Below are 23,162 nucleotides of genomic sequence, written 5' to 3'. Positions count from 1 at the left end.
TCAGCCGCCGTGCCGGACCGGCGTCTCCCGTATGGCGCTCTCCATCGCTCGCAGCAGTTCCGTCACCGCGGCCGTGTCCCGGTCGGCCGGAACCAGGGCGAAGATGCTGCGACTCAGGTTCAGCCACGGCGCACGCAGGGTGAGCACGCCGTCCGGGAGCGCTGCGCTGACGCCCAGGCGCGGGACGGGCGCCGCCCCCAGCCCGGACGCCACCATGGTCAACGTGGCGGTCAGGTCGTCGCAGTAGGCCGCCACCTGGGGTCGCATCCCCATCCGGGCGAAGACTGCGTCCGTCATGGCGGCGTCGCCGGTGCCCGGCACATTGAGGATCCATGGCAGGTCCAGGAACTGCTCGATCGCGTATGGCGCAACGGGTGCCGGCCAGTCGGCGGGGTAGGCCACCACGAAGGGATCCTCGGCCAGCCAATGACGTCGCAGCGACGACGGCCAGGACAGCCCGCTCTGCCCTACCTGATAGACGACGACCACGTCGAGGTCGCCCTTCGCCCCCAATTGACCCAAGAGTGCGGATGGTTCGCCGATCACCAGTCGCAGCCCATCGCGCGCCGCGGGCTCCAGGCGGTTGAGCAGTGGCGGCAGTCCCCACGTCGCGAAGCTGGGAAAACAGCCGAACCGGGTCACTTCCGCCGACTGGTTGCGCACCTGATCGGCTGCCGCGACCAGCCGGTCGATCTCGGTCAGCACGACGTTGGAGTGCCGTGCCAGCATGTGCGCCGCCTCCGTGGGCACGATCGATCGCGCAGAGCGGTGGAAGAGCTCCACGCCCATCTCGCGTTCGAGCGCGGACATCTGCTGGGAGACGGCCGACGAGGTGTAGCCCAGGCGGTTCGCCGCCTGCGCGAAGGACCCGAAGCGCAGGACTTCGCGCAGGGTCAGCAGGTGCTCCGGTCGAAGCATCAGATCTCCTTAGGCTCAGCTGGCCCGATCGTCGTGTCCACGGGTCTTCTCAGAGTGTGACCGAGCTCATACAGTCATGCCCAACTTAAAGCAGTTCCACGTCGATTCGCCGGAGCGTCCCGGCATCGACCTACCCCATGCCGTCGATGAGCAAGAGGATCACTGATGCCCGTGCAGGTCTTTCGTCACGCCCGGATCCGGACCGGTGTGCCCGGCGGAGCTACGGCGACGGCGATCGCGACCGAGGCCGGCCGCATTGTCGCGGTGGGTGGCGAAGCCGAAGTGCGAGCCGTCGTCGGTGCGGGCGCCGAGCTGGTCGACCTCGAGGGCGCGTGTGTGCTGCCGGGCATGTATGACGCCCACCTGCACACCGAGAACCTGGCCGAGAGCCTCACCACCGTCGACCTGCGCGGTGCCCACGATCTCGACGAAGCCCTGCGCCGGATCGCCGCATTTACCGCGAATCTGCCTGCAGGCGAATGGGTTTCCGGCGGGCGGTGGGATGCCAACCGCTGGACGGGACGGGGCCGGCCGACTCGTGCAGCCCTCGACGCCCTGCTGGGAGACCGGCCCGCCGTCCTCGACAGCGTGGACGGACACAGCGCCTGGATCAACTCAGCGGCGCTGCGCATCGCCGGCATCGACCGGACGACGTCCGACCCGGCAGGAGGCGCCTACGACCGCGACGACCGGGGCGAATTCACCGGCATCGTGCGGGAATCGGCGATCGCGCAGTTCCGCGAGCTCGCGCGTCGGTCGTCCCGAGCGGACCTTCCGGAGCGACTCCTCGCCGTGCAGCAGGTGCTGCACAGCGTCGGACTCACCAGCATCCACGACATCGACGGCGAGAGTGTGCGTGCGGCATACCTCGCACTGCGCGACCAGGGTCGCTTGGGCATTCGCGTGCACAAGGCCATCCCCGTCGGGGCGCTGGAGACCGCGATCGAGCAGGGACGCAAGACCGGCGACGGCGACGACTGGGTCAGCACCGGTCCGGTGAAGCTCTTCAGCGACGGTGCCCTCGGGTCGCACAGCTGCCACCTGACCCAACCGTTCGCCGGCACCGAGAACCATGGCATGGCAGTCACTTCCGCGCAGGAGATGCTGCGCTTGGTATTCCTCGCCGACGCGGCCGGCATCGCCGTCGCAACCCATGCGATCGGTGACCGGGCCGCCCAGTTGGTGCTCGACGCCTACGAGCAGGTCGCCGCCGGCGGGAGCGGGCTGCGGCACCGGATCGAGCACGCGCAGCATCTGCGTCCCGACGACATCCATCGGATGGCCGCGCTCGGAGTCGTGGCCTCCATGCAGCCCACTCACTGCACGAGCGACATCGACCTGGTCGAAGAACTGCTCGGTGACCGTGACGTTGCGTCATACGCCTGGCGTGACCTGCTCAACGCGGGTGCACCACTCGCATTCGGTTCGGACGCTCCCGTCGAGGACCCGAACCCGTTCCACGGTCTGTATGCCGCGGTCACCCGAGCGCGGCCCGACGGCACGCCGGCCGGCGGGTGGCAGCCCGAGCAACGGCTGGGCATCGGTGACGCGATCACCGCCTACACGCTCGGATCGGCATACGCCGCAGGGCAGGAACAACACAAGGGCCTGCTCACACCAGGACGACTAGCCGACTTCATCGCCGTCGACACCGATCCGGTCGAGGCATCCGCAGCCGAACTTCGTGGCACCGAAGTGCTCACCACCGTGGTGGGCGGTGCCGTCCGATGGCAGCGATGAAGCAGCATCCAGCAGAAGGAGCTTCGATGACCAGTCCACGACGTCTCGCCGCCTGCGTATCGGCGGTGCTCGCAGGTGCGGTCCTGGTCGCGGGCTGCGGTGCACGGCCGCTCAGCGACCTGCACAAGTCCGAGGCCGCCGCCGCGACAGCGCTGACGTCGCAGGACGCGTCGAAGCTGGATCCGTCTGCGAAGACGATCAATTCGATCGCACCGGACAAGAAGTTGGCCAAGCTGGTGCCGACCTCCGTGCGCAAGAACGGCCTGCAGTTCAGCACCTCGCAGGGCTACCCGCCCATGGAACTGTTCGCGTCGGACGGGTCCACGATCATCGGTGTCGACCCGTCGATCGGCTGGGCGATCGCGCGCGTGCTTGGACTGAAGATCACCATCAACGACGCCGACTTCAATGCGCAGATCCCCGGCGTCCTCACCGGCCGCTACGACATCGTCATGTCGTCGATGTCGGACACCAAGGAACGCCAGCAGAAGGTGTCGTTCGTCGACTACGTCCAGGCGGGCGCCGCGATGCAGGTGCGCAAGGGCAACCCGGACCGACTCAGCGGTCCGAGTGACCTGTGCGGACGGACCGTCTCAGTGGTCGACAACGGGTCGTCGCTCGCGGTCGCCGAGGGTTACAACAAGGACTGCGTGAAGGCGGGCAAGAGGAAGATCAAGATCCTGCGATTCACCGGTGACCAGGATGCGCTGCTGGCACTCAAGAGCGGCCGCGCGAACACCAACATCACCGACTACGTGGTCGCTGCCAGCCACGCCGCCGACCCGAAACAGAAGCTCGATGTCGTCCCCCTTAAAGGCACCGAGAGCCTGTGGGGCATCGCGATGAATCCCGCTGAGAAGAAACTGATCTCGGCGGTCCAGGGTGCGCTGAACAAGCTGATCGCCAACGGGAAGTATCACCAGATCCTTGCGGCATACAACATGAAGGAGTTGGCCGTGAAGAAGGCGACCATCAACGGTGGCTCAGAATGAGAGACCACCCCACGAAGTTCTCCCCCGCTCCGCTCCTCCGATACTTCGCGAGGACCCCGGAATGAGCGTCCGAACCGCACCGATCGCCCACCCGGTTGACGGCCGCGAGATCGCAGTCGCCCGGCCGAAGCACGTATGGCGCTGGGTGGCCGGCATCGTCGTGCTGGCCGTCGTCGCGTGGTTGCTCTGGGAGATCGTCGCCAACCCGCGGCTCGACTGGTCGATCGTGGGGGACTACCTCTTCGACAAGCGCATCATCGACGGCATCTGGGTGACGATCGAGATCTCCATCCTGGCCACCGTGCTGGGGCTCGTGCTCGGTGTCGTGCTGGCCGTCATGAAGCTGGCTCATAACCCGGTATTGCGTTGGACAGCAACGGGTTACATCGGCTTCTTCCGGGGAACGCCACTGCTGGTGCAGCTGATCTTCTGGTACAACCTCGCCTTCCTCTTCCCGATCCTGATCGTCAAGATCCCCTTCACCGAGACCGGCGTCTATTGGGACACCAATGCGGTGATGACCGGCTTCACCGCAGCCATGCTGGGTCTCGGACTCAACCTCGCGGCCTACTTCGCCGAGACGGTCCGGGCCGGGATCCAGGCGGTCGACCCGGGTCAGTCGGAGGCGGCATACGCACTCGGTATGACGCCGGCCAAGCGGATGCGTGTCATCGTGCTGCCCCAGGCCCTACGGATCATCATCCCGCCGACCGGCAACGAGTTCATCTCGATGCTGAAGACGACTTCCCTGGTGTATGTCGTCGCCGGGCATGACCTGATGACCAACGCCAGCCAGATCTACAAGCAGAACAACCAGATCATCGAGCTGCTGATCGTCGCGAGCGTCTGGTACATGGTGATGACCGCGATCGCCACGTTGCTGCAGTCCCGCCTCGAACGGCGCTACGGCTCCGACGCGGTCCGCATGGTCCGCAAGGGCGGCGTCGCCGATCGGCTGCTCCGCAAGCAGACCGCACCCACGGCAGGAGTCCTGGCATGAGCGAACGAAGTGAGCGTCTTGACACGTCCGTCGTCATCGCCGATCAGGTCCGGATGGGCTTCGGCGACGTCGAAGTCCTGCGCGGGGTCGACCTCGAGGTGGACGCCGGGGAGGTCGCCTGCATCGTGGGGCCGTCCGGGTCCGGGAAGTCGACCTTCCTGCGCTGCATCAACGGCCTCGAGACGGTCGAGCAGGGCAGCCTGCGCGTGCTCGACCAGCAGGTCGGTTTCGAGCTCGGCAACGGCAAGTATCACCCTTGGAGCGCAAAGCGATTCGCGACGTTCCGCACCGACATCGGCATGGTGTTCCAGCGCTTCAACCTCTTCGCGCACCAGAGCGTGATTGAGAACGTCATGTGCGCGCAGGTGCAGGTCGCCGGGCGATCCAAGAAGGTGGCGCACGACGAAGCGGTCGCCCAACTGGAGCGGGTCGGCCTGTCCGAGCACGCCCACAAGAAGCCGCACCAGTTGTCCGGCGGTCAGCAGCAGCGCGTCGCGATCGCCCGTGCGCTCGCGATGCACCCGAAGGTGATGCTCTTCGACGAGCCGACGTCCGCGCTTGACCCCGAGTTGGTCGACGAGGTGCTGGTGGTGATGAAGGCACTGGCCGAGGACGGTATGACGATGGTTGTCGTCACCCACGAGATCGGCTTCGCCCGGGAGGTGGGTGACACGCTGTCGATGTTCGCCGACGGGGTGATCATCGAGCACGGGCGCGCTCGCGACGTGCTGGACGACCCGCAGCACGAACGCACCAGGAATTTCCTGGCCAGCGTTCGGTGAGCCCCTGACTCGACCTCGCGTTGACTCGCTATTCGGTTCTCGCCTCGATGTATTCGAAGACGGCGCCGTCCGGGTGCTTTGCGATGAGGCGGCGGCCGTTGGGTCCACCGGTCGGGCCCTCGACAACCGCACCGCCCTCAGCGTCCACCGCCTGAAGGACCGGCGACAGATCGGCCACCTCCACCGTGGCCACTCGATCACGGTAGGACGCGGTGTTGCCGGCGAGCAGCAGGAAATGCCCGACACGAGCCAGTTCCACGTCGCGGAAACCGAACCGCTGCGCGGTCGACCCGGTCAGCGCCTCGTAGTACGGCAGCGCTTCGTCCAGGTCGTCGACGAAGACGCGGGCAAGGACATCGATGATGTTGGAGGAGGCGTTCGACATGAGTGGGCCAACGGAACTCGCGCGCTTCCTATGCCCGGTGGCTCGGTAGCCTCAGGTCGTGCCCGGTTCGGAGATCGTCGTCAGCGCAGTCGTCTTCCGTGACCCGGAAGGCCGTGTGCTGACGGTCCGCAAGACCGGCACCACGAAGTTCATGTTCCCCGGCGGCAAACTGGAGCCGGGGGAGCGCGCCATCGATGCGGCCGTGCGAGAAGTCGGCGAGGAACTCGACATACAGGTGCATGCAGCGGACCTGCGCCTGGTCGGCACGTTCGCCTCGGACGCTGCCAACGAGCCCGGTCACACGGTCACCGCGACCGTGTACGAGCACGCCTATGTGCCGGTGGCGGATCCTGCCGCCGAGATCGCCGAACTGCGCTGGGCGGACTTGTCTTGCGAAGCACCGGTCGACCTTGCGCCACTGCTCGCGCTCAGCGTTTTCCCAGCCTTGCGTGCCGGGAGCTGATTGACACCGAGGGTCTTGACCAGTCGGTAACTTGTGCTCCACAGTTGCCCCTGCGTGACGTGCGTCACAACCCTCGAATGATCGGATGACCCGTGAATGCCTTGAGCCACCAACGTCGTCGGGCCGCTGTCGCAATCGCAGCAGGCGTTGTCGTATCCGCTGGACTGGCCGCGCCGGCGGCCACGGCATCCCCGGCGCCGCTCAACTACGTCGCCATGGGCGACAGCTACAGCGCCGGCTCCGGCATCCTTCCGCTCTCGGACGCCACGCCCCTGTGCACCCAGTCGTCGCTGAACTCCGCGCACGTCATCGCCGCGGCCAAGAGCTTCGCGCTGACCGATGTGTCGTGCGGCGGCGCGACCACCGGTGACTTCGCGGGAAAACAGTTCGGTGTCGTGGCACCGCAACTCAACGCGCTCAGCACCTCCACCGATCTGGTCACCATGACGATCGGCGGCAACGACAACAACACGTTCGTCAGCATGATCGCTGCCTGTGGCAGTGCGGGTATGGCGACGCTCGGCTTCGGCAGTCCCTGCAAGGCCTTGTATGGCGACAGCTTCGCCAACAGCATCAACAACTCCACCTACCCGAACCTCGTCGCCGCGCTGAAGTCCGTGCGGGCCAAGGCGCCGAACGCCCGAGTCGCGATCGCCGGCTACCCGCACGTGATGCCGGCGGACAACTCGAGTTGCTTCGCCGTGATGCCCATCGCCTCCGGAGACGTCGCCTACGTCAACTCGATCGAGGCGACGCTCAACAGCGCGGTGCAGCGCGCCGCAGCCGAATCGGGTGTCACCTACGTTGACATGTCCGCCCCGACCGTCGGTCACGACGCCTGCAAGCCGGTCGGTACCCGCTGGGTCGAGCCCGCGATCGGGGGCACGAACTACGTGCCGGTGCACCCGAACGCCGCAGGTGAGAAGGCATACGCCGACCAGTACATCGCCCGACTCGGCCTCTGAGCGGAGACTGCGTATCCCTGGCGGTCTCCAGCGGTCGCCGAGAGGACCCTTGATGCTGTGAGCGAGCGCTCTCACGACATCCGTCGACCTCTCGGCGCGCTCGCGGAGCCCGAAACGGCGCCGGCGACCCGGATGTACCGTCCATTCTGGGAGCGCCTCACCCACCGCGGGCCCCCTGCTGGTTAGGCTCTCCGGGTGTCCACGGGAGTGACCGGTTACTTGGTGCTGCTCGGCGTCGGTGTCGCCGGAGCAGTGCTTTTCGTTGCCGCGATGGCCTCCCGGCGGCTGTTGGCGCCCCGCGCGCCCAGTCTGGCGAAGCTGACGACCTACGAGTCGGGCGTCGATCCGGCCACCGGCGGCTGGGCCCAGAACCACTTCCGCTACATCACCTACGCGTTCCTGTATGTCGTCTTCGCGGTCGACGCCGTCTACCTCTTCCCGTGGGCCCTGGTCCTGCGTGACCATGACCTGGGCGTCGCCAGCCTCGTCGAGATGGCGATCTTCATCGCGGTCGTGCTCGTCGGCCTGCTGCACGCAGCCCGCCGCGGGATGCTCACCTGGGCCGACCGCGAGGACGCACCGGAAGGAGCGGACCAGTGACCACTGACCTGCCCATGCCCCGTGTCGGCGTCGGCCAGGCCGTCGCGCCGAAGCCGATGCGCATCGTCCTCAACTGGGGGCGCCGCTACTCGCTGTGGGTCTTCAACTTCGGATTGGCCTGCTGTGCCATCGAATTCATCGCCGCCTCGATGGCTCGCCACGACTTCATCCGGCTCGGCGTCATCCCCTTCGCGCCCGGGCCCCGCCAGGCCGATCTGATGGTCGTGTCGGGCACCGTGACCGACAAGATGGCACCCGCCGTGCGACGGCTCTACGACCAGATGCCCGAGCCCAAATACGTCATCAGCTTCGGCGCCTGCAGCAACTCCGGCGGTCCCTACTGGGACTCCTACTGCGTCACGAAGGGCGTCGACCAGCTGATCCCGGTCGACGTCTACGTGCCCGGTTGCCCGCCGCGTCCCGAGGCGCTGCTGCACGGCATCCAGGTGCTCCAGCAGCAGATCGCCGACGAGCGGCTGCAGACCAAGGGGCTGCGTGCCAAGCTCGGCGGGTATGCCGGTCGCAAGGCCTCCGCCGCCGAGGTGAGCCGCCCACTCGTCGCGCCGCCCGCCAAGGAGAAGACGGCGTGACCGACGAGACCTACGAGGTCCCCGCCGTCACATGTGAGCCCGGGGACTGGCTGAGCACCCTGGAGCGCCTGCGCGGCGAAGGCTTCGGCTTCTTCGACTTCCTCACCGCGGTCGACGAGACCGATGCCGACGAGACACCCGGCTTCGACGTCGTCGTGCACCTGTATGACGTCACACCCGGCGCCCTCCGCGAGACCCTGGTGCGGGCCAGGATCGCCGACGGCGACACGATTCCGAGCTGCACCGGCCTCTGGACCGGCGCCGCCTGGCACGAGCGTGAGACGCACGAGATGTTCGGCATCGGCTTCGACGGCTATACCGACGCCAACCACGGCAAGCTGCGGAAACTGTTGCTGCCGGACGGTTTCGACGGCCACCCGCTGCGCAAGTCGTTCGTCCTGGTGGCCCGCGCGAGCAAGCCGTGGCCCGGCGCGAAGGAGCCCGGGGGAGGCGGCACGGACGGTAAACCGGCCCGTGCACCCCGTCGCCGGATGCAGCCGCCCGGCGTCCCCGACGAGTCCTGGGGTCCCCGGTAGATGAGTGACTTCCTCGAGATCGTGCTGCGGTCGGCCTGCGTCCTGGCGGCGTTCCTCGTGCTGCCGCTGCTGGTCGGGCAGACCGAGCACAAGGTGATGGCGCACATGCAAGGTCGCCTCGGTCCGATGGAGGCCGGCGGTTTCCACGGCTGGGCGCAGCTGATCGCCGATGGTGTGAAGTTCGCGCAGAAGGAGGACGTCGTCCCGCTCGCCGCGGACAAGAGCGTCTTCCGGGTCGCCCCCGCGCTGGGCATCGTGTCCTACCTGTTCGCGCTCGCGGTCATCCCGTTCGGGCCGCACTTCTTCGGCGCGAACGTCCCCGGCAGCCTGATCTGGGTGCTCGCGGTCAGCGGCATCGGCACGGTCGGCACGCTGATGGCCGGCTGGTCCAGCGGCAACAAGTACTCGCTGCTCGGCGGCATGCGGACCGCGGCGCAGTTGGTGTCCTACGAGCTGCCGCTGATCCTGGTCAGCGCCTCGTTCGCCATCGCGGCCGGGTCGCTGTCACTGGTCGGCATCGCCCACGCCTGGAACCCGTGGTGGCTGATCTGGCAGCTGCCCGGAGCGCTCGTTTTCCTTGTCGCTGCAACGGCCGAGTTGCAACGCCCGCCGTTCGACATGCCGGTCGCCGACTCCGAGCTGGTGATGGGCCCCTACACCGAATACACCGGGCTGCGCTTCGCGCTCTTCCTGCTCGCCGAATACGCCGGCATCGTCGTGATGTCGTTCCTGCTGGCCACGCTCTGGCTCGGCGGCTGGACCGGCCCCTTCGACCACGCCATCGGCTGGCTCTGGGTGCTGATCAAGGGCGGCATCTTCTCCTTCCTGATCATCTGGATCCGCGTCGCGTGGCCTCGGCTGCGCGAGGACCAACTGCAGCGCGTCGCCTGGCTCGGCCTTGTCCCGATCGCGTTGCTGCAGCTCGCAATAACGGCAGTGGGAGTGGTGGTGACGTCTCAATGAGTAAATTCCTCACAGGCCTCGCGAAGGGTATGGCGACCACGGGTCGCACGATGGTCACGCACGCCCACACCCAGCAGTACCCGCACGTGCAGCCCGAGCTACCGCAGCGCAGCCGTGGCGTCATCGCACTGCTGGAGGAGAATTGCACCTCCTGCATGCTCTGCGCACGCGAGTGCCCCGACTGGTGCATCTACATCGACTCCCACAAGGAGACAACCCCGCCGGAGACCGAAGGCGGCCGCGCCCGGCAGCACAACATGCTCGACCGGTTCGCGATCGACTTCAGCCTGTGCATGTACTGCGGGATCTGCATCGATGTGTGTCCCTTCGACGCGCTCTTCTGGAGCCCGGAGTTCGAATACGCCGACGGCGACATCCGGAACCTGTTGCACGAGAAGGACAAGCTCGGCGAGTGGATGCCGACCGTGCCGCCGCCGGCGCACGTCGACAGCGGGCTTTCAGAGAGCCCTGGACATGGATCCGGGGTCCCCGCGAAGTATCGGGGGAGCGAAGCGGAGGAGAACTTCGGGGGGAGTTCGTGACGACATACGACGTGCTGTTCACCATCGCCGGTGCCATCAGCGTCGCCTCCGCACTGCTCGCGGTCAGCACCAAGCACCTGATCCACTCGGCGCTCTGGCTGATCGTCAGCCTGGTGGCCCTGTCCGGGTGTTACTTCGTCCTGGGTGCCGAATTCGTCGCACTGGTGCAGCTTCTCGTCTACGTCGGCGCCGTGGTCATCCTCGTGCTCTTCGCGCTGATGCTCACCCGCGCACCCATCGGCCGCAGCCACGAGCACGACACACCACTGATGCAGCGCGCCGCGGCCCTGGTGGTCGGTGCCGCCACCGCGGCACTGCTCGCGACGGTGCTGATCAGCGCGTTCGGCAACGACAAGAAGCGTGTCGACGGCGGCACCACCCACGCGCTCGCGACGCGGCTCTTCGGCACCTGGGTATGGCCGTTCGAGCTGCTGTCGGCCCTGCTGCTGGTCGCCCTGATCGCCGCACTTGCGTTGGCACGCCTGCCGATCGGGCGGCGTGACACTGCGAGGGGAGCCGTGAAGTGATCCACTCCGCGCTGCCGATGATCGTCGTCGGGCTGCTCTTCGGTATCGGCCTGTATGGCGTCCTCGCCCGCCGCAATGCCGTGCTGGTGCTGATCGGCGTCGAGCTGATGCTCGCTGCCGCGGGCCTGCTCTTCGTCACCGTGGGATCACTGACATCGGACGCGATGCGCGCCGGGCAGGTGATGACGATCTTCGTCATCACGATCGCCGCCGCCGAGATCGCCGTTGCGCTCGGCGTGATCCTCGCGGTCTTCCGCGCCCGCGGCAACATCGACATGGCGCAGGCGGGTGAGCGCGAGTGATGCTTACCGACGGCCGGTTCGACACCAGCACCTTGGCACTCGACTTCCCCCTCCAGCCCAGCCACCTCGCCGTGGTCCTGCAGGTCGCGATCCCGGTCCTGATCCTCCTGGTGACCCGGCGCAGCTCGCACGCGTTCGCGATCGCCGGGCTGTTCAGTTTCCTCGGCCTGGCTGCAGCCGTCGCGCTGCTCGTGCAGCAGACCCGTGGCGGTGCCGTGATCAGCCCCGACAGCATCGGCGAACTGCCGCTCGGCCCGGGTATCGACGTGCCGCTGCACCTGCAGGTCGACCGGCTGTCGGTGCTGGTCGCGGTCGCCGTCGGACTGGTGTCCTGGGCGGTTCAGCTGTTCACCCGCTGGTACCTCTACAGCGACCCGCGCTACCGCCAGTTCGCTTCCGCCGTGGGCCTGTTCACCGCTGCGATGGAGCTGGTGGTCCTCTCCGGCGACGTGCTGCTGATCCTGGTCGGCTGGGAGTTGATGGGCTGGTGCTCCTACCTGCTCATCGGCCACGAGTCCGAACGGCCAAAGGCGCGGCGGGCGGCATACAAGGCGTTCATCGTGACCCGCATCGCCGATGCGCCTCTGGTGATCGGCCTGGCGATCCTCTCCCTCGGCGCACACAGCACCGGCATCGACGCCATCCTCCGCCACTGGTCGGCCGCAGCCGACGCCCACGGCACCGCGCTCACCGCCGCGCTGCTCTGCCTGATCTGTGCGGTCGCCGGCAAGTCCGCACAGGTGCCCTTCCAGGACTGGCTGCCCGATGCGATGGAAGGCCCGACCCCCGCGTCGGCACTCATCCACGCCGCGACGATGGTCGCCGCCGGCACCGTGGTGCTCGGCAAGCTGGTGACCTTGCTGGAGTTGTCCGACACCGCCCGCGTCGTGCTCGCCCTGGTCGCCTCGATCTCGATGGTCGGTGCCGGTGTGCTCGCCTTCCTGCAGCATGACCTCAAGCGGCTGCTCGCCTGGTCCACCGTCTCCCAGGTCGGGCTGATGCTGCTCGGCCTCGCCGTCGTCTCGGCCGATCAGACCGCGGACCTCGGCATCGCCCACCTGCTGTCGCACGCGATGTTCAAGGCGTTGCTGTTCCTCATGATCGGGTGGCTGTCGGTGGTCGTCAGCGGCACCACCGTCGAGCGGTTGTCCGGAGCGCTCAGCAAGCATCCCGAAGCGCGACGGATGGTCGGCATCGGCCTCCTCGCGCTCGCTGGTGTGCCGCCGCTGGTCGGTTTCGTGTCCAAAGACCTCATCGTCGACGAGGCCGCCCGGCGCGGCATCGACGGCGACTTCACCGCCCGGATCGCGTTCGCCGCGCTGATCTGTGTCGTGCTGCTCACCGCGGCATACACGATGCGGATGTGGCTGATCCTGATCCACCGCACCGGCAGCCAGCGGGTGCAGGTGCGCGAGTGGGTCGAGGACAGCTACGACGTGCAGGACGTCGGCATCGTCGAGATGCTGACCGACCTGCCCCAGGTCGACATCCACGGCCGCCCGACCGACCGCACCGCGCCCATCGAGCTGCCGGACGACCTCGAGCTCGCCGACCAACAGCCGGGTGGCGGAGCGCGATTCGGACTCCAGCTGCTCGCGCTGCTGTCCGTGGTCGGTGGCCTGCTGGTCCTGTCGCCGATGCTCGACGTCGACTGGAAACACCCCAACGTCTGGCTGATCGGCGCCTCGCTGTTGCTGATGGGCGCGGTCGGGCTCCTCGTGCGGCTGATGTCCGTGGGCACCGTCTACGGCGACGCGGCCGCCCGAGTGCCGCTCTTCGTGCGTGCCTCGGCCTCCCGAGGCTTCGCCGTCGACAGCCTGTATGTCGCCTTCGGCCGCTCGATCGTCGCTCTCGCACAGGCGGTTTCACGTCTCGACGACGTGCTGGACAGAGGCGTGCAACGACTCCCGGCACTGTCCGCGACCGTCGTCCGCCGCGCCGACCGCCTGCACACCCACCGCCCCACGAGTGGCCTGGTGGCGGTGTCCGTCGGACTCGTCGCGGTCGGCCTGATGGGAGTCATCCTGTGGTAGCAGCGCTCTTCGCCGCTCCGCTGGCACCCGTCGTCGCCGGCCTCGCGCTGGTCGTCGGCGACCGCAGCATCCGGTCGGTGAGCCGGCACACCGCATACATCGTGTCGCTCGTCGCGATGCTCGCGTCGTTGCTCGCCTCGATCGTCGTCGCCTACGACCGGCCCGTGCTCGACCGGCAGTGGGTCCCCGAGGTCGGCATGCGACTGCACCTCGCGGTCGACGGCATCAGCGTCCCGCTGCTGCTGATGACCGCGGCCGTCGGAGTCCTCGTCGTGCTGCACGCCCGGCACGAGCAGCCCGCCGGCGGCACGCCGGCGACGTTCTTCGGCTGTCTGCTGCTGGTGATCGGCGGTGGCATCGCCACGTTCCTGGTGCAGGACGCGATCAGCTTCTTCCTCGCGTTCGAGGTGGTGCTGGTGCCGATGTGGGTTCTCATCAACCGGTTCGGCGATCGACGTGATCCGCGCGAACGCGCCCGCGCCGCAGGCACGTTCGTGCTCTACACAGTGCTCGGCTCCACGCTGATGCTGGTCGGCATCCTGACCATGTCGTTCGCGGCCGGCACCACCGACCTGGCCGGCCTCGCCGCGAACCCGATGTCGCCCGGGAAACAGACGGCCGTCGCGGCCCTGCTGCTGATCGGTCTCGGCATCAAGGTGCCGATGTGGCCGCTGCACTCCTGGCTGCCGCGAGCGCACACCGTCGCACCGACGGCCGGGTCGATCCTGCTCGCCGCGGTGCTGCTGAAGATGGGCACCTACGGTGTGGTCCGGCTGGTCGTCGCGCCACTGCCGGACGGTGTCGAGCGCCTGGCGCCATACGTCGGCACCTGCGCGGTCATCGGCATCATCTGGGGCGGTCTGGTCTGCCTCGTCGAGCGCAGCCTGAAGCGACTCGTCGCCTGGTCGTCCGTCGCGCACATGGGTTTCGTGCTGCTCGGATTGATGAGTGGCACGACCATCGGGTTGCAGGCGGCGCTCTTCGCGAACATCGCACACGGCGTCATCTCCGCGCTGCTCTTCGCCGTCGTCGGCGGGCTCAAGCACCGTTGGGGCGACGACGACCTGGACACAGCGCGGCGCTCGCTGCGTGACGTGTCGCCGCGGCTCAGCCTCGCGCTGGTGATCGGCTTCGCGGCATCGATGGGACTACCCGGCCTGGCCGGATTCTGGGGAGAGGTGCTGGCGATCTTCGGAGCGTGGACACCGGGTGGTGACCGACCGACCGGTTGGTTCCGGGTGCTGGCGATGTTCGCCTCGCTCGGCGCCGTGCTGGCCGCGGGCTACGCGCTGCGCGTGCTGCGGATCGTCTGGCACGGTCCCGCCGAGGGCGGTTTGCCACCGGAGCCCGAGCCGGCCGGCGACGCCCGCGGCAACGAATGGCTGGTCACCTCCGTGCTGAGTGCTGCGACGATCGTGCTCGGCGTCATACCGCTGATCCTGCTGCAGACCACCTCCGGTGCCGTGGACCAGCTGATGGCGGTGATCGGCCGATGAAGCTGACCTACGACTGGCTGCTCCTGGCACCCGTCCTCTTCCCGGCCATCGGAAGCGTCCTGCTGCTGGTGATCGACGCCGTCGCGCCCCGCCTCGGCCGGGTGCACTGGGCGATCGCCGCGGTGTTGCTCCTCGCCGGTGCGGCCGCCGCGGTGCCGGGCACGCTGCCCTCGGCCGACAACCCGCGACGCACGCTGTGCCTGCCACCCAACACCTGCCTGTATGCCGTCGACCACGTCGGCGTCGGCCTGCAACTGACCGCGCTGGTCAGTGGTGCCGTCGTCGCACTGCTGGCGTTGCCGATCCGCGTGCCGGCCGAGCGGGCCGCCGTGCAGGCGACCCTCGTGCTCGCCGCGACCGCCGGCGCGACCGGTGTGGTCGCCGCCCGTGACCTCGGATCCTGGCTGGTGATGCTCGAGCTTGCGACCCTGCCAGCCATCGCTCTGGTGGCATTGCGCGCCCGCCGCGCCGCCGTCGACGGTGCCCTGGCCTTGCTGACGACGTCACTGGTGAGCTTCGCCATCACCGCCATGGGCGCCGCGCTGTGGTTCGCCGCGACCGGGTCCGCGCTGTTCTCCGGCGACGCCGTGCTGCACGCCTCCAACGACCCCGACTCGCGCCGGATCCTCGTGCTCGCAGTCGTGTTCATCGTGGCGGGCCTGGCGTTCAAGATCTCGCTCGTGCCGTTCCACGCCTGGACGCCCGAGGCGTTCGGCGGTGCCTCCGTGCCGATCGGCGCCTTCCTGGCCGTCACCTCCAAGGTCGCCGCGCTCGCCGCCCTGCTGGTCATCTTCCGCGGGGTGACCGTGCTCGGCACCTCCGCGCTCGCCGCGATCGGGGTGCTGTCGGCGTTGTCGATGACGCTCGGCAACCTGATGGCGTTGCGGGAGAAGAAGACACTCCGCTTCCTGGCCTGGTCGACCGTGTCGCAGGCCGGCTGGGTCGTGCTGCCGCTAGCAACCGTGTCCTCCCGCGCCGTGCGCTCGGCCGCCGCCTACCTGATCGTGTATGCCGTCGCCACCCTGGTCGCGTTCATCGTCGTGACCGCGCTGGCCCACGCCGACGGACGCGAGCACGCGACACGCCTGTCGTCATACGGGGGACTGCTGCAGCGCCGGCCCCTCCTCGCGGTGACCCTCGCGCTGGCGCTGCTGACTCTGATGGGCCTGCCGCCCGCGGTGATCGGCCTGGTGGCCAAGGTCGCCGCGATCGGGCCCGTCGCTGGCAGCCGGCTCTGGGTGCTGGCGATCATCGCGGCGATCAACGCCATGCTCGGCGTCGCCGTCTACCTCCGCTGGTTGCGGATCCTCTTCGGCGCACGCAAGGACCCCGACAACCCCGAGGCGCTGCACCCGGTGCACCAGACCCTGGTGATCGTCGGCGCACTCGCGCTGGTCGTGACGAGCATCGCGCCGCACTCGCTGCTGCAACTCGTCGGCCGCTGACGACCGGAAAGATCACGAGGACGGCTGCCGGAACAAACCCGCAGGTCATGGACGTTTCTCCGGTATGCACCGTCACTTCAACGGCCTGAAGACCGCCGCGCTCTTCGGCGGCATCTGGGTCGTGCTGCTCGCCATCGGTGGGCTGGTGGCCGGTGGCCGCTACATCTGGATCTTCGCGCTGATCGGTGTCGCGACCACGGCATACAGCTACTGGAACTCCGACAAGCTGGCCATCAAGGCGATGCGTGCCTACCCGGTCAGCGAGATGGAGGCACCGGCGATGTACCGCATCGTCCGGGAGCTGTCGACCAAGGCCGGCAAGCCCATGCCCAACCTCTACATCTCGCCCACGGACGCACCCAACGCGTTCGCCACCGGCCGCAGCCCCCAGCACGCGGCAGTCTGCTGCACGCAGGGCATCCTCGACCTGCTCGACGAGCGCGAGCTGCGTGGTGTCCTCGGGCACGAGCTGATGCACGTCTACAACCGCGACATCCTGACCTCGTCGATCGCCGCGGCGCTCGCGGGCATCATCACCTCGGTTGCACAGATGATGATGTGGTTCGGGATGTTCGGCGGCGGTGGCAGCAACGACGACGACCGGCCCAACCCGCTCGCGATGCTGGCCATGGCGTTCCTCGCGCCGGTTGCCGCGAGCCTGATCCAGATGGCCATCAGCCGCACCCGCGAATACGACGCCGACGAGGACGGCTCCGCACTCACCGGCGACCCGCTGGCGCTCGCCTCCGCGCTGCGCAAGCTCGAGACCGGCACGGCGCGGACCCCGCTCGCGCCGGAGCCCAAGGTCGTCAACGCGAGCCACATGATGATCGCCAATCCCTTCCGGGCACAGGATGTTTCGCGGCTGATGTCGACCCACCCGCCGACCGAGCAGCGCATCCAGCGGCTGGAGGATCAGGCATACGGTCGGCAGATCTCCGGTCCGCGCTGACTCACCCCACAAAGTTTCTCCCACGCTCCGCTCCTCCGAACACTTCGCGGGGACCCCGAGTTCCTCCGATCAAGCATTTCGCGAGGCACGTGCCATGAAAGGCTGAACTCATGGGTTCATTGCTGCGCACCGAGGCAGAGGCACGTGCCGATCTGATCGACCTCACCTCCTACGACGTCGCACTCGACCTGGATCAGGGCGCGGAGACGTTCGGGTCCGAGGTGACGATCGGCTTCGACTGCCGCGAGCCCGGCGCGTCGACGTTCCTGGACCTGGAGGCCGTCTCGGTCATCTCCATCACCCTGAACGGTGAGGACATCGACCCGGCGACGGTCGCCGACCGCCGGGTGACGATGGCCGGGCTGGCCCCGCACAACACCGTTCGAGTGGTCAGCGTGATGCGTTACCGGCAGGACGGCGAGGGTCTGCATCGTGCGGTCGACCCCGCCGATGGGCGCCACTACGTCTACGGCATGTCGTTCCTCGACGCGGGGCCGTCGATCTTCGCCTGCTTCGACCAGCCGGACCTCAAGGCGCCGTATGACGTGCGAGTGCGCGCGCCACATGACTGGATCGTCGCCGGCAACGGTGCGGCGGAGCGGACTGCGCCCGGCGAATGGACCCTGGCGACGACGCCACCGCTGTCGACATACTTCGTGACGATCTGTGCCGGCCCGTATGCCGTCGAGACCGACGAACACGACGGCATCCCGCTGGGCATCTACGTCCGTGCTTCGTTGGCGAAGCAGCTCGCCGAGCAGCGTGACGACATCTTCGAGGTCACCAAACAGTCCTTCGACTACTACCACCGGCTCTTCGGGATCCGCTATCCCTGGGGCAAATACGACCAGTTCTTCGTGCCGGAGTTCAACGCCGGCGCGATGGAGAACCCCGGCTGTGTCACGCTGCGCGACGACTACGTCTTCCGCGGTGCCCACACTCGGACCGAACTGCTCACGCGCGCCAACACGATCGCCCACGAGATGGCACACATGTGGTTCGGCGACCTGGTCACCATGCAGTGGTGGGACGACCTGTGGCTCAACGAGTCGTTCGCCGAATACATGGCGCACCGGACCACCGCGGAGGCCACGCAATACACCGAGGCGTGGGTCGACTTCGGCATCTCCCGCAAGACGTGGGGCTACGGCGTGGACCGCAGCCCGTCGACACATCCGATCGCGGGGGCATCGGCGCCGGACGCCGAGTCGGCGCTGACCAACTTCGACGGCATCTCCTACGCCAAGGGTGCCTCCGCGCTGCGTCAGCTAGCTGCGTATGTCGGCGACGACGCGTTCATCGCCGGGGTCCGAAAGCACTTGACCGACAACAGTTTCGGCAACGCAACGATGTCCGACTTCCTCGGTGCGGTCGAAGCTGCGAGCGGCCGGTCGCTGACCGAGTGGACCGAAGCTTGGCTGCGCAGCTCCGGTGTCGACGAGATCAGCGTGGACGTGCACGAGCGGGACGGTGTGATCGAGCGTGCAGAGCTGGTCGTGACCCCGCCGGAGGGCGGGGCGGGCGGACGGCCGCACGTGCTCGAGATCGGTGCGATCAGCGATGGCCACGAAGAGCGGCGGGTCAGCGTGCAGAGTGATACGACACGCACGACGCTGACTGAGCTGGCCGGGGCACCGCGGCCGAAACTGTTGCTGCCCAACGTTTCCGACCTGACCTGGGCGACGAGCCTGCTCGACGAACGGTCACTCGACTCGGTGGTCGAGGAGCTGGCCGCGAGCGAGGATCCGTTGACTCGGCTGGCGATCTGGTCGGCGCTGCTCAGCGGAGCGGACACCGGGCGCATCGATCCGATCCGCGTCGTCGAGGCGTTCGGTGCCGCCTGGCCCCAGGAGCCGGTGCCGTCGTTGAGCGACACGTTGTCCGGGCGCGTCCGGACGCTCTACCCCTACCGCCTGGTGCCGCATGCCGATTCGGCAGACGCGTCTGCCGTGCTGCAGGACGCCGGCCGACGACGGCTCGCATCCGTGGACGGGACGTCGCCGTCAGCGCTGACCGCGGCTCGGCTCGTGGCAGCGACCAGCACCGACGCGAACCTGTTGTCCCAGTGGGCTTCGGACGTCGATCGGCCCGCGGCCGCCGCGGGTGACCAGGACTTCAGCTGGGCAGTGGTGGCGCGGCAGGCCGAGCTCGGCCAGATCGCGAGCGCCGACGTGGACCGGGCCGCCGCGGCCGATGAGAGCCTCAGCGGTCATCTGGCGACGCTGCGCTCGCGGGCCGCGCTGCCGACCGAGGAGGCGAAGACCTGGGCCTGGGATCAGCTCTTCGGCACCGTGGACCTGTCCAACTACGAAGGTCTCGCGATCGCGCAGGGCTTCTTCGCGGGGTATGGCGAGAACGCCGCCGCCGAGCTCCTGCGGTCCTACGTCGATCAGTTCTTCGCCGCATTACCAATCGTTCCGAAGAAGTTCGGCGACATGGCCGCCGAGAAGTTCGTGCTGATGGCCTTCCCACACCGCGTCGTCGAGCGTGCGGTCGCGGACGCGGCCCGGACGGCTATCGACTCCTCGGACAACACGGCCGGCGTCCGCCGGGCACTGGCCGACTCCCTCGACCGGTTGGACCGTGCCCTGGTCGCCCAGGACCGCTACTCCACCGCAGCTTCGAAGCACCCGACCACGGAAGGTTGAGCACTGTGTCGTCCCTACTGCGCACCGAGGCCGAGGAGCGCGCATCGCTCGTCGACGTCACGTCCTACGAGCTGGCGCTGGACTTTACCCGGGGAGCTGAGCTCTTCGGGTCGGCGGTCACCATCCGTTTCACTTGCTCCACACCCGGCGCGTCGACATTCGTCGAGTTCGACCCCCGTGAAGTCGGCTCGATCACGTTGAACGGCAACGCGATCGACGAGTCACAGGTCAAGGGCGGCCGGCTCTGGCTGGACCACCTGGACGCCGACAACGAGCTGGTCGTCGACGCCACCATGGGCTACGTCCGCGACGGCGAAGGCATGCACCGAGCCGTCGACCCGCAGGACGAGCAGGCCTACCTCTACGGCAGCCCGGCATCGTCGACCGCGGGCAAGATCTACGCCTGCTTCGAGCAGCCGGACCTGAAGGCGCCATACACGGTGCGGGTGAAGGCGCCGGAGGAGTGGGTGGTGGCGGCGAACGGTGCGGCGAACGAAACCGTCGACGGCTGGCGCACGTTCGAGACCACGCGGCCGATCGCGACCTACTTCTTCACGGTGTGCGCCGGACCCTTCGCGGTCCGCACCAGCGAGCACGACGGGATCCCACTCGGCATCTACGCACGCGCGACGCTGGCCGACCAGCTCGCCGACCAGGCCGAGGAGATCTTCACCATCACCCGGCAGGGCTTCGACTACTACCACCGCGTCTACGGCATCCGCTATCCGTGGGGGAAGTACGACCAGGTCTTCGTGCCCGAATTCAACATGGGTGCGATGGAGAACCCCGGCTGCGTGACCCTGCGCGACGAGTTCGTCTTCCAAGGGCACGCGTCCCGCGCCGAGCACCTGTTGCGTGCGGTGGTGATCATCCACGAGATGGCGCACATGTGGTTCGGCGACCTGGTCACCATGCAGTGGTGGGACGACTTGTGGCTCAACGAGTCCTTCGCGGAGTTCCTCGCCCAGCAGGGCACGGCCGAGGCCACCGAGTTCTCCGAGGCGTGGATCGACTTCTCCGCCATACGCAAGAACTGGGGGTATGCCGCCGACCGCGCGCCGTCCACCCACCCGATCGCCGGGACGCCCGCGCCCGACGCGAACGCAGCGCTGGAGAACCTGGACGGCATCACGTACCCGAAGGGTGCCTCCGCGTTGCGGCAGCTTGCGGCATACCTCGGCGAGGAGGTCTTCCTCTCCGCCGTGCGGAAATACCTGCACGCACACGAGTTCGGCAATGCCAGCCTGCATGACTTCCTCCAAGCGATGAGCGAGGAGAGCGGCCGGGACATCCAGGACTGGGCGCGGGCCTGGCTGCTGACCCCGGGCACCGATGTCATGACGGCATCCGTCGACGGCGACGCAGTGTCGATCACCCGCACCGCGCCGACGCAGTTCCCGGCACAGCGGCCGCACGTGACCGACATAGCGGCCTTTCGGCACGGTGTCCAGATCTCCCGCGTCGACGTGCGCATCGATGCCGACCGCACCGAGGTCCCCGATCTCAATCCCGGCCGGACACCGAACCTGTTGCTCCCCAACGCAACTGACCGCACCTGGGCGATCGTCGCGCTCGACGAGGCGACCCAACGGCAGTTGCCCGAGGAGCTGCCGCATCTACGCGACGCGACCGCGCGGGGAGTGGTCTGGTCGTCGTTGTTCAACGGTCTCGCGCTCGGCACCGTCGATCCGTCGCTGGTGATCGACACCTTCGAGGCTGCATGGCCCGTCGAAGACGTCGATCCACTGCTCGAAGCCGTCGCCACCATGACCTCCGGACTGCTTCCCGGACGGTTCCTGACCATCGCGAAGACTCCGGCCGCGCTCGACCGCCTGGCCGCCACTGGGACCCGTGTCTTCGAGGCGACTTCGGCCAGCGACTCGCGGCGGCTGACCGCCGCACGACTCGTCGCGGCCACCTCTGCCGACACGGACCTGCTGCGCGACTGGCTCGCTGGTCGTGGGCTGCCGGCCTTCCTCGCCGGCGACGACCAGTTCCGCTGGTCGGTCATCAGCCGGCTGGCGTCGCTGGGCGCGATGGGTGTCCCGGAGATCGACGAGTGGCGGGCCAAGGACCCGTCGGTCAGCGGTGTGCTGCGGTCGTTGTCGGCCCGCACCCGCATCCCGACCGCGGAGGCGAAGACCTGGGCGTGGTCCCGGCTGACCGAGTCCGACAACGCCAGCAGCCACGAGCTCGGGGCGGTGGCCCGGACGTTCTTCGGGGCGACCGACCAGGAGATCACCCGGCCGTATGTCGAGCGCTTCTTCACCGAATTACCCCAGCTGTCCAGCAAACTCGGCGACATGGTGCTGCACCTGCTCGCCGCCGACGGCTATCCCACCACCGTCGTGGAGGAACGCACCGTCGAGCTGGCAGAGAGTGCACTGGCCGGCCAGCTCCCGGCAGGCGTGCGACGCTCGTTCGTCGATGGCACCAGCAGACTGCGAGAGCAGCTCGCGGCACAGCGGCGGTTCGGAGATGTCGCATGAGTATCCGTTGGAGCATCCTGGCGGTGCGGCTCGACGACCTCGCCGCGGCGCCCTGGATCGAGCAGTCGTCCGACCTGGTGCTGAAGACCGCGTCGGTCGGCAAGCTCCTGGTGCTCGGGGACGTCGCTCGCCGAATCGACTCCGGCGAGCTGGCTGCCGATCTCCGGGTCAGCAAGACCGGTGCACGGTTCGTGCGCGACTCCGGGCTGTGGCACACACTCGACCAGGACGAGCTGACCCTCGTGGACGCGTGCCGGCTGGTCGGTGCGGTGAGCGACAATCTCGCGACCAACGTGTTGCTGGACCTGGTTGGGCTGGATGCCGTTGCGGCATACGGGGATTCGATCGGCGCCAAGCCGATGGAGATGCTCGACTACGTGAGCGGCGAAGCACGGGACCGGTCGGTCCCGGGCACCCCGGAGACTCTCTCGCGAGCCAGCGCCGCAGCACTCGTCCACTACCTCCGGCAGCTGTATGACGGCGTCGTGTCCGCCCGCGTCGAGGAGTGGATGTCGCTGAGCACCGACCTGTCCATGGTCGCGTCGGCGTTCCTCGAGGACCCACTGGCGCACAACACGATCGATGAGGTCGGGCATCCCTTCCTGATCAACAAGACCGGCACCGACGACGGAATCCGTGCCGACGTGGGACTCGTGCGTGACGGCGACCGAGCCGTGGGATACGCAGCCGTCGCCAACTGGCCGACCGATGACTCCCCGCCCGGACTGTCCTCGGTGATGGCTCGGATGGGCCGCATCGGTGCGGAGATTCGCGATCGGATGGCCGAGGGCTGA

The 23,162-nt window shown here is 68.0% G+C and carries 22 protein-coding genes; 20 read left to right on the top strand and 2 right to left on the bottom strand.

The features are described from left to right. Window positions 1-918, bottom strand: a complete 918-nt coding sequence (locus IEX71_RS09060; RefSeq protein ID WP_188836706.1) for a LysR family transcriptional regulator — start codon at window positions 916-918, stop codon at window positions 1-3. A 165-nt stretch (window positions 919-1,083) separates the two neighbouring features. On the opposite strand from IEX71_RS09060, the gene IEX71_RS09055 reads away from it, so the two are divergent. From IEX71_RS09055 to IEX71_RS09040, 4 genes are all read left to right on the top strand, one after another. After that, window positions 1,084-2,658, top strand: coding sequence for an amidohydrolase (locus IEX71_RS09055; protein WP_188836705.1), 1,575 nt, complete (start codon window positions 1,084-1,086; stop codon window positions 2,656-2,658). Between the two features lie 26 nt (window positions 2,659-2,684). After that, on the top strand, window positions 2,685-3,650 hold the full coding sequence (locus IEX71_RS09050; RefSeq protein WP_188836704.1) for an ABC transporter substrate-binding protein: 966 nt from the start codon (window positions 2,685-2,687) through the stop codon (window positions 3,648-3,650). 61 nt (window positions 3,651-3,711) lie between these two features. Beyond that, the gene (locus IEX71_RS09045) at window positions 3,712-4,650 is read left to right on the top strand and encodes an amino acid ABC transporter permease (protein WP_188836703.1); all 939 of its coding nucleotides are present in this window, start codon (window positions 3,712-3,714) and stop codon (window positions 4,648-4,650) included. Continuing rightward, entirely contained in the window at window positions 4,647-5,432 is a 786-nt protein-coding gene (locus tag IEX71_RS09040) for an amino acid ABC transporter ATP-binding protein (protein ID WP_188836702.1), read from the top strand. Before IEX71_RS09045 ends, IEX71_RS09040 begins: the two co-directional genes overlap by 4 nt. A 28-nt stretch (window positions 5,433-5,460) precedes the next feature. On the opposite strand, the gene IEX71_RS09035 is transcribed toward IEX71_RS09040, so the two are convergent. After that, the gene (locus IEX71_RS09035; protein WP_188836701.1) at window positions 5,461-5,817 is read right to left on the bottom strand and encodes a VOC family protein; all 357 of its coding nucleotides are present in this window, start codon (window positions 5,815-5,817) and stop codon (window positions 5,461-5,463) included. A 58-nt stretch (window positions 5,818-5,875) separates the two neighbouring features. Here IEX71_RS09035 and IEX71_RS09030 point away from each other — a divergent pair, with 58 nt between their 5' ends. From IEX71_RS09030 to IEX71_RS08955, 16 genes are all read left to right on the top strand, one after another. Continuing rightward, window positions 5,876-6,280 carry an NUDIX hydrolase gene (locus tag IEX71_RS09030; protein WP_188836700.1) on the top strand — a complete coding sequence of 135 codons (405 nt, stop codon included), beginning with the start codon at window positions 5,876-5,878 and terminating at the stop codon, window positions 6,278-6,280. Between the two features lie 92 nt (window positions 6,281-6,372). Continuing rightward, window positions 6,373-7,245 carry an SGNH/GDSL hydrolase family protein gene (locus IEX71_RS09025; RefSeq protein ID WP_188836699.1) on the top strand — a complete coding sequence of 291 codons (873 nt, stop codon included), beginning with the start codon at window positions 6,373-6,375 and terminating at the stop codon, window positions 7,243-7,245. 207 nt (window positions 7,246-7,452) lie between these two features. After that, a complete protein-coding gene (locus IEX71_RS09020; RefSeq protein ID WP_444542664.1) occupies window positions 7,453-7,845 on the top strand; it encodes an NADH-quinone oxidoreductase subunit A in 393 nt (130 codons plus the stop codon). Next, window positions 7,842-8,435 carry an NADH-quinone oxidoreductase subunit B gene (locus IEX71_RS09015; RefSeq protein ID WP_308420966.1) on the top strand — a complete coding sequence of 198 codons (594 nt, stop codon included), beginning with the start codon at window positions 7,842-7,844 and terminating at the stop codon, window positions 8,433-8,435. Before IEX71_RS09020 ends, IEX71_RS09015 begins: the two co-directional genes overlap by 4 nt. After that, complete coding sequence (locus IEX71_RS09010) at window positions 8,432-8,971, top strand: NADH-quinone oxidoreductase subunit C (RefSeq protein WP_188836698.1); 540 nt, start codon at window positions 8,432-8,434, stop codon at window positions 8,969-8,971. The genes IEX71_RS09015 and IEX71_RS09010 overlap by 4 nt, the downstream gene beginning before the upstream one ends. Further along, window positions 8,972-9,934 (top strand): complex I subunit 1/NuoH family protein, encoded by a 963-nt coding sequence (locus IEX71_RS09005; protein WP_188836697.1) that lies wholly within the window; start codon window positions 8,972-8,974, stop codon window positions 9,932-9,934. Beyond that, window positions 9,931-10,476 carry a NuoI/complex I 23 kDa subunit family protein gene (locus IEX71_RS09000; protein WP_188836696.1) on the top strand — a complete coding sequence of 182 codons (546 nt, stop codon included), beginning with the start codon at window positions 9,931-9,933 and terminating at the stop codon, window positions 10,474-10,476. Before IEX71_RS09005 ends, IEX71_RS09000 begins: the two co-directional genes overlap by 4 nt. Then, entirely contained in the window at window positions 10,473-11,003 is a 531-nt protein-coding gene (locus IEX71_RS08995; RefSeq protein WP_188836695.1) for an NADH-quinone oxidoreductase subunit J family protein, read from the top strand. Before IEX71_RS09000 ends, IEX71_RS08995 begins: the two co-directional genes overlap by 4 nt. Next, window positions 11,000-11,305 (top strand): NADH-quinone oxidoreductase subunit NuoK, encoded by a 306-nt coding sequence (nuoK, locus tag IEX71_RS08990; RefSeq protein WP_188836694.1) that lies wholly within the window; start codon window positions 11,000-11,002, stop codon window positions 11,303-11,305. Before IEX71_RS08995 ends, nuoK begins: the two co-directional genes overlap by 4 nt. Continuing rightward, complete coding sequence (locus tag IEX71_RS08985; protein WP_229749669.1) at window positions 11,305-13,338, top strand: NADH-quinone oxidoreductase subunit 5 family protein; 2,034 nt, start codon at window positions 11,305-11,307, stop codon at window positions 13,336-13,338. The genes nuoK and IEX71_RS08985 overlap by 1 nt, the downstream gene beginning before the upstream one ends. Next, window positions 13,332-14,834 carry a complex I subunit 4 family protein gene (locus IEX71_RS08980; RefSeq protein ID WP_188836692.1) on the top strand — a complete coding sequence of 501 codons (1,503 nt, stop codon included), beginning with the start codon at window positions 13,332-13,334 and terminating at the stop codon, window positions 14,832-14,834. Before IEX71_RS08985 ends, IEX71_RS08980 begins: the two co-directional genes overlap by 7 nt. Then, window positions 14,831-16,279 carry an NADH-quinone oxidoreductase subunit N gene (locus IEX71_RS08975; protein WP_188836691.1) on the top strand — a complete coding sequence of 483 codons (1,449 nt, stop codon included), beginning with the start codon at window positions 14,831-14,833 and terminating at the stop codon, window positions 16,277-16,279. Before IEX71_RS08980 ends, IEX71_RS08975 begins: the two co-directional genes overlap by 4 nt. Window positions 16,280-16,343: 64 nt before the next feature. Continuing rightward, the gene (gene htpX / locus IEX71_RS08970) at window positions 16,344-17,231 is read left to right on the top strand and encodes a zinc metalloprotease HtpX (protein WP_188836690.1); all 888 of its coding nucleotides are present in this window, start codon (window positions 16,344-16,346) and stop codon (window positions 17,229-17,231) included. Between the two features lie 110 nt (window positions 17,232-17,341). Continuing rightward, window positions 17,342-19,879, top strand: coding sequence for an aminopeptidase N (pepN, locus tag IEX71_RS08965; RefSeq protein WP_188836689.1), 2,538 nt, complete (start codon window positions 17,342-17,344; stop codon window positions 19,877-19,879). A gap of 5 nt (window positions 19,880-19,884) precedes the next feature. After that, window positions 19,885-22,368 (top strand): aminopeptidase N, encoded by a 2,484-nt coding sequence (pepN, locus tag IEX71_RS08960; RefSeq protein ID WP_188836688.1) that lies wholly within the window; start codon window positions 19,885-19,887, stop codon window positions 22,366-22,368. Next, window positions 22,365-23,162: a serine hydrolase gene (locus tag IEX71_RS08955; protein WP_188836687.1), complete on the top strand. Its 798-nt coding sequence runs from the start codon at window positions 22,365-22,367 to the stop codon at window positions 23,160-23,162. Before pepN (IEX71_RS08960) ends, IEX71_RS08955 begins: the two co-directional genes overlap by 4 nt.

The organism is Flexivirga endophytica, from assembly GCF_014640635.1.
Lineage (GTDB): Bacteria > Actinomycetota > Actinomycetes > Actinomycetales > Dermatophilaceae > Flexivirga > Flexivirga endophytica.
Note: the sequence above shows the minus strand (reverse complement) of the source record. Positions and strands in the feature narration are given on the sequence as shown.